Below are 6,000 nucleotides of genomic sequence, written 5' to 3'. Positions count from 1 at the left end.
GCCGCCAGCGTTCAATCTGAGCCATGATCAAACTCTTCAATTTAAGATTTTGTTCGGCTCAATGAATACTGAACATTCCTTTCGCTAATAAATAGCAGAAGTAATGTTTGAATTGACTGTGCTGAATCTTTCGATTCAATGGTCACTTCGTATCATTGAAACCTAATTTGAAGCCTAAGCTTCTAATTGGATTATCATCAACGAGTGCCCACACAGATTGATAGGTCTATATTTTTAAAGAGCACACTTCGAAGTTCTCTTCAAAGTGGACGGCTATTTTAGCTAGATAACTTATCGTGTCAAACACTTTTTTAAGTTATTTATCTGCGAGTTAATTTTAACTCACTAACCGTAGTTGTTTAGGTTCCGCTTCACTTGCTTTCCCGTGACAACGGAGGCGCATTATAGGGAGTTCATTAAAGAACACAAGTGCATTTTTTAAAAAAACTCACCTTTTTAGTTTATTCGTATAGAAAACAGACAAAAGACTCTAAAAAACTATAGAAAAGGGGCCAAACGGCCCCTTTAGTGTGATTTTTATCTCAATTTTACTGTATCCATACAATTATTGATGAGCACAAATTTGGTCATTAGTAACAATTAGCTGCACTGTCTTGTCTGGAACGATTTCACCAGAAAGAATTGATTTGGCTAACGGGTTCTCGACATTCTGCTGAATTGCACGTTTTAAAGGACGCGCACCATACACAGGATCGAAACCAACTTGAGCGATCAAATCGAGTGCTTTGTCGGAAACTTCTAGTTGATAGCCTTTCTCCTCTAGTCGTTTCGCCAAACGTTCCAATTGAATAGAAGCAATGGACTTAATGTGCTCTTGACCAAGTGGATGGAACACCACGATTTCGTCAACACGGTTCAAGAACTCTGGGCGGAAGTGTTTGCTAACCACATCCATCACTTCACTCTTGATACCTTGATAGTCTAATGTTGCGAAATTCTCTTGGATACGAGATGAACCCAAGTTAGATGTCATGATCACAACCGTATTACGGAAGTCAACAGTACGACCTTGACCATCCGTTAAACGCCCATCATCGAGAACTTGCAGCAGAATGTTAAATACATCCGGATGCGCTTTCTCTACTTCGTCTAACAAAATTACCGAATACGGCTTGCGACGAACCGCTTCAGTTAAGTAACCACCCTCTTCATATCCGACATAGCCTGGAGGAGCACCAACCAACCTTGCCACTGAGTGTTTCTCCATGAACTCAGACATATCGATACGGACCATCGCATCTTCACTGTCGAACATAAAGCTCGCAAGTGTCTTACAAAGCTCTGTTTTACCCACACCAGTTGGACCTAAGAATAAGAAGGAGCCAATTGGTCGGTTTGGATCAGAAAGCCCAGCTCGACTACGACGAATGGCATTCGATACAACAGAGACCGCTTCGCTTTGCCCTACCACACGATTATGCAGCACGTCTTCCATACGAAGTAGTTTCTCTTTTTCCGCTTCTAGCATCTTGGATACCGGAATGCCGGTTTGCTTAGAAAGTACTTCTGCAATCTCGTTGTCGGTTACTTTATTACGCAATAGCGTCATTTCCTGCATTTCAGCTTGGGTTGCAAGATCTAACTGCTTCTCAAGTTCAGGAATACGACCATATTGAAGCTCCGACATACGGTTTAGATCACCAGCTCGGCGAGCAAACTCCATGTCCATACGAGCTTGTTCAAGCTCAGACTTAATATGTTGAGTACCAGAAAGAGCTGCTTTTTCTGTATTCCAAACCTCTTCTAGTTCAGCGTACTCACGTTCTTTTTCATTGAGTTCTTCATTAAGCGCTTTCAAACGCTTTTCACTCGCTTCATCGTGCTCGTTACTTAGTGCTTGCTGCTCAATTTTGAGTTGGATGATTTTACGCTCAAGCTTATCCAAGGACTCCGGCTTAGAGTCAATTTGTAAACGAATGCTTGAAGCCGCTTCGTCGATTAAGTCGATCGCTTTATCCGGCAACTGACGGTCGGAGACATAGCGATGTGACAAACTCGCCGCAGCAACAATCGCTGGGTCGGTAATTTCGACGTGATGATGAAGCTCATAACGCTCCTTCAAGCCACGTAAAATCGCCACGGTATCCTCAACGGTCGGCTCATCCACCAGCACTTTTTGGAAACGACGTTCTAATGCTGCATCTTTTTCGATGTACTGACGATATTCATCCAATGTTGTTGCGCCAACACAGTGCAGCTCACCACGAGCTAATGCCGGTTTTAGCATGTTGCCCGCATCCATTGAGCCTTCACCTTTACCAGCACCGACCATAGTGTGTAGTTCATCAATGAAGAGGATGACGTTGCCTTCTTCTTTAGCAAGTTCATTCAATACTGATTTTAAACGCTCTTCAAATTCACCACGGTATTTCGCGCCAGCAACCAGTGCGCCCATGTCTAATGACAGCACACGGCGACCACGCAAACCTTCAGGTACTTCATTGTTAACTATACGCTGCGCTAAGCCTTCAACAATTGCTGTCTTACCTACGCCTGGTTCACCGATAATCACAGGGTTGTTTTTAGTACGACGCTGCAATACCTGAATAGTACGACGGATTTCATCATCACGGCCGATAACCGGATCCAATTTACCTTGCTCTGCACGTTCGGTAAGGTCTATGGTGAACTTTTCCAATGCTTGACGAAGCTCTTCTGCATTCGGATCATTGACCTTTTGACCACCTCTGATCTTTTCGATTGCCTGGCTGACTTTTTGCTCCGTTAAGCCGATCTCTTTGAGTAATTGCCCCAATGGTCCGCGATCTTCTAAAGCGGCAAGCAGGAAGACTTCAGACGAGATATAGGAGTCTTGACGCTTTTGCGCCACTTTGTCACACAGGTTAAACAATGTGCCCATCGAGCTAGAGAGCTGAACATCCCCACCGATGCCACTGACTTTTGGTAATCGATCTAACATTTCACTCAATTTAGAGCGTAAATGCGTTACGTCCACATCCAGCATAGTAAGCAATGGACGAATTGGACTGCCATTTTGATCAAGCAAAGCCACCATGAGGTGAACTGGCTCGATATATTGATGATCGCGCCCTAACGCTAGTGATTGAGCATCAGAGATAGCGATTTGAAACTTACTTGTGAATCGATCAAGACGCATATCTACCTTCCTAACCTCAACTAAAGGAAATTCTTTTGACAGTTAGAAAGATGGATACTCAGAGGAGGAATTTCAAGGGAGTGAATGAATAAAGATAGCTTTGCAAAAATAGTAGTATGCATCTTAGCGCTTTGGTGCTTATAGCTAGTCTTCGATCCAAATAAAGGTTGCTTGTCGACCAGTCTTACCATCACGGCGATAAGAGTAAAAAGAGGCTTTATCTTGGTAAGTACAAAGTCCAGAATCAAACACTTGTGTCACACCAGCTCGGTTTAAACGTTGCGTTGCCAGCACCGACATGTCAGCAAACCATTTACCGTCGGTATCGCGTGGAGCAAATGCTTGATTCGCCTGTGAATCAAAATCAACAAAAGCTTGCAGAACATCTTCACCCACTTCGAAGGCTTGAGGGCCAATGGCGGGGCCAAGCCACGCTATCACTTCACCAGAAAACAACGCTAACGCATTTTCGACAATGCCATTTGCTAAGCCACGCCAACCTGCGTGAACAGCGGCTACTTGCGTACCTTGTGTATTAGTCAATAATACAGGTAAACAGTCGGCGGTCATCGCTGAACAAACAACATGGCTTGAAGAAGTAAATACACCATCCGCATCAAGCACCTGTGTTGTTGGTTCATTTACTTGAGCCACAACGGTTGAATGCGTTTGGTTTAACCAGATTGGCGCATTTGGCATGCTTGCCTGTTGCGCCAACCAAGCTCGGTTCTTCTCTACTAAAGACAAATCATCCCCAACGTGAGTACCTAAATTTAGCCCTTGGTAAGGGCCTGTCGAAAATCCGCCTATGCGTGTTGAGGCGAAAGCTTTGACATTTTTAGGCGCTGGCCAATTCGGAATGATCGTCTTCATATTAGAATTCTTCCGGTAAGCCGTGCTCTTCTGTATCTTGACGAAGCGCTTCAGTCATCACAACCATGTCATCAGGCACTGGAGCATGAAACTCAAGAACTTCGCCCGTAATTGGGTGCTCAAAGCGCAGCATTACTGCGTGCAATGCTTGGCGATCGAAACCCCGGATCATTGCCGTTAGCTCTTCAGACGCACCTGTCGGGATGCGAGCACGTCCACCATATGCAATATCACCGAGCAACGGATGCTGAAGGTAAGACATGTGCACACGAATCTGGTGCGTACGACCCGTTTCTAGACGCAAGCGAATACGCGTGTGTTCGCGGAAGCGTTCAGCAACACGGTAGTGCGTTACTGCTGGTTTGCCCATTGGTGCTACCGCCATAAGCGTGCGCTTAGTAGAGTGACGACCAATCGGTTGATCCACTTTACCGCCCGCAGTCATACGACCAATAGCGATCGCTTCGTACTCACGAGTAATATTACGTTTTTGCAGTGCGCGAACCAGACGAGTTTGTGCAGGAACGGTTTTCGCCACCACCATCAAACCCGTTGTGTCTTTATCCAAACGGTGCACGATACCTGCACGAGGTACTTCTGCAATATCAGGGTAATGATGCAACAACGCATTAAGCACAGTGCCATCAGGCGTACCAGCGCCCGGATGAACCACAAAGTCACGAGGTTTGTTGATAACGATAATATCTTCATCTTCATAGACGATATCTAGCGGGATATCTTGCGCTTCCCAGCGTTCTTCATCTTCTAACTCGGCTTGCAATGTAATTTCCTCGCCACCCATTACTTTGGTACGAGGTTTAGTGACAACTTCACCATCAACTTGAACTTTCCCATCAAGCAGCCACTCTTTTAGGCGCGAGCGAGAGAAGTCCGCGAATAATTCGGCGATAGCTTGGTCTAAACGTTGACCTAACTGGCTATCTTTTACGGTATTTGTTAATACAATCTGCTGAGCCATATCGAACTTTTTTAAAAACTGTGAGACTAATGCTCACGACTGTGAAAAAATAGACTATTACGTCATTGTATCTGTTACTGGAAAGAAAGTAACGGCAGCTTAAGAAATATTTAGATTCAAGGAACAGACTCCTGATATGAAACGTCAGACTTTAACAAGCCTTTTAGCGGTATCCCTTCTGTTTGGATGTGCAAGCAAAGAAGAAATCGTTCCTGATGTGCCGCCTTCGGAACTGTATGCAGACGCACAGATTTCTCTTCAAAGTGGTAATTGGCTTTCTGCAATTGAGAAACTGGAAGCATTAGACTCACGTTACCCATTCGGTGCCTACTCAGAACAGGTGCAGCTTGACCTAATCTATGCGTACTACAAAAACGACGACCTTGCTTTGGGCTTGGCAACCATTTCTCGCTTTATGCGTTTAAACCCAACCCATGAAAAGATGGATTGGGTGCTGTACATGCGAGGTCTAAGCCACATGGCGCAAGATCGTAACTTTATGCATGATTTATTCAGCGTAGATCGAAGCGATCGCGATCCTGAACCGGTAAAAAAAGCGTTTGATGACTTCAAAAAACTACTTCAACGTTACCCGAATAGCCCATATGCAGAAGATTCACAAAAACGTATGGTCGCGCTGAAAAACCGTCTAGCGAACTATGATTTAGCGACTGCTGACTTCTACCTTCGCCGTGAAGCTTGGGTCGCTGCTATTAATCGCAGCCAAGAGCTACAAAAAGCGTATCCAGACACAGAAGCTGCACGTAAGTCACTGACTATCCAGCTAGAGGCCTACAAGCAACTTGGTTTGGAAGACGCCGTAGCAAGAACTGAAAAGCTTATAGAGCTCAACCCTGTGAAGTAATTGAACTTGCTTTAAACTGAACCGCCACCGTTTTTACCGTGGCGGTTTTTTATTACTCTCAATAGTGTATTCAGCCCTTTCTTGATGATCTTCCTAGCTCCACATATGCTTAAAGTTCTCCTCCCCCCTTTATAAAAAGGATGT

Annotated in this window: 4 protein-coding genes; 1 reads left to right on the top strand and 3 read right to left on the bottom strand. The window is 44.8% G+C overall.

What is annotated here, in order from left to right:
• Nucleotides 1–565 precede the first annotated feature (565 nt).
• From clpB to rluD, 3 genes are all read right to left on the bottom strand, one after another.
• Nucleotides 566–3,139: an ATP-dependent chaperone ClpB gene (gene clpB, locus R7F64_RS08880; protein WP_005381873.1), complete on the bottom strand. Its 2,574-nt coding sequence runs from the start codon at nucleotides 3,137–3,139 to the stop codon at nucleotides 566–568.
• Between the two features lie 144 nt (nucleotides 3,140–3,283).
• Nucleotides 3,284–4,012, bottom strand: coding sequence for a peptidoglycan editing factor PgeF (pgeF, locus tag R7F64_RS08875; RefSeq protein ID WP_047103899.1), 729 nt, complete (start codon nucleotides 4,010–4,012; stop codon nucleotides 3,284–3,286).
• Between the two features lies 1 nt (nucleotide 4,013).
• Complete coding sequence (rluD, locus tag R7F64_RS08870) at nucleotides 4,014–4,991, bottom strand: 23S rRNA pseudouridine(1911/1915/1917) synthase RluD (RefSeq protein ID WP_005381875.1); 978 nt, start codon at nucleotides 4,989–4,991, stop codon at nucleotides 4,014–4,016.
• Nucleotides 4,992–5,127: 136 nt separating this feature from the next.
• Between rluD and bamD the strand changes: the two genes are divergently transcribed.
• Nucleotides 5,128–5,856, top strand: a complete 729-nt coding sequence (gene bamD, locus R7F64_RS08865) for an outer membrane protein assembly factor BamD (RefSeq protein ID WP_170890653.1) — start codon at nucleotides 5,128–5,130, stop codon at nucleotides 5,854–5,856.
• Nucleotides 5,857–6,000: the final 144 nt, after the last annotated feature.

Source organism: Vibrio sp. Vb1980 (genome assembly GCF_033338615.1).
GTDB lineage: Bacteria > Pseudomonadota > Gammaproteobacteria > Enterobacterales > Vibrionaceae > Vibrio > Vibrio alginolyticus.
The sequence above is the reverse complement of the archived record's forward strand: the minus strand, read 5'-3'. Positions and strand labels throughout refer to the sequence as shown.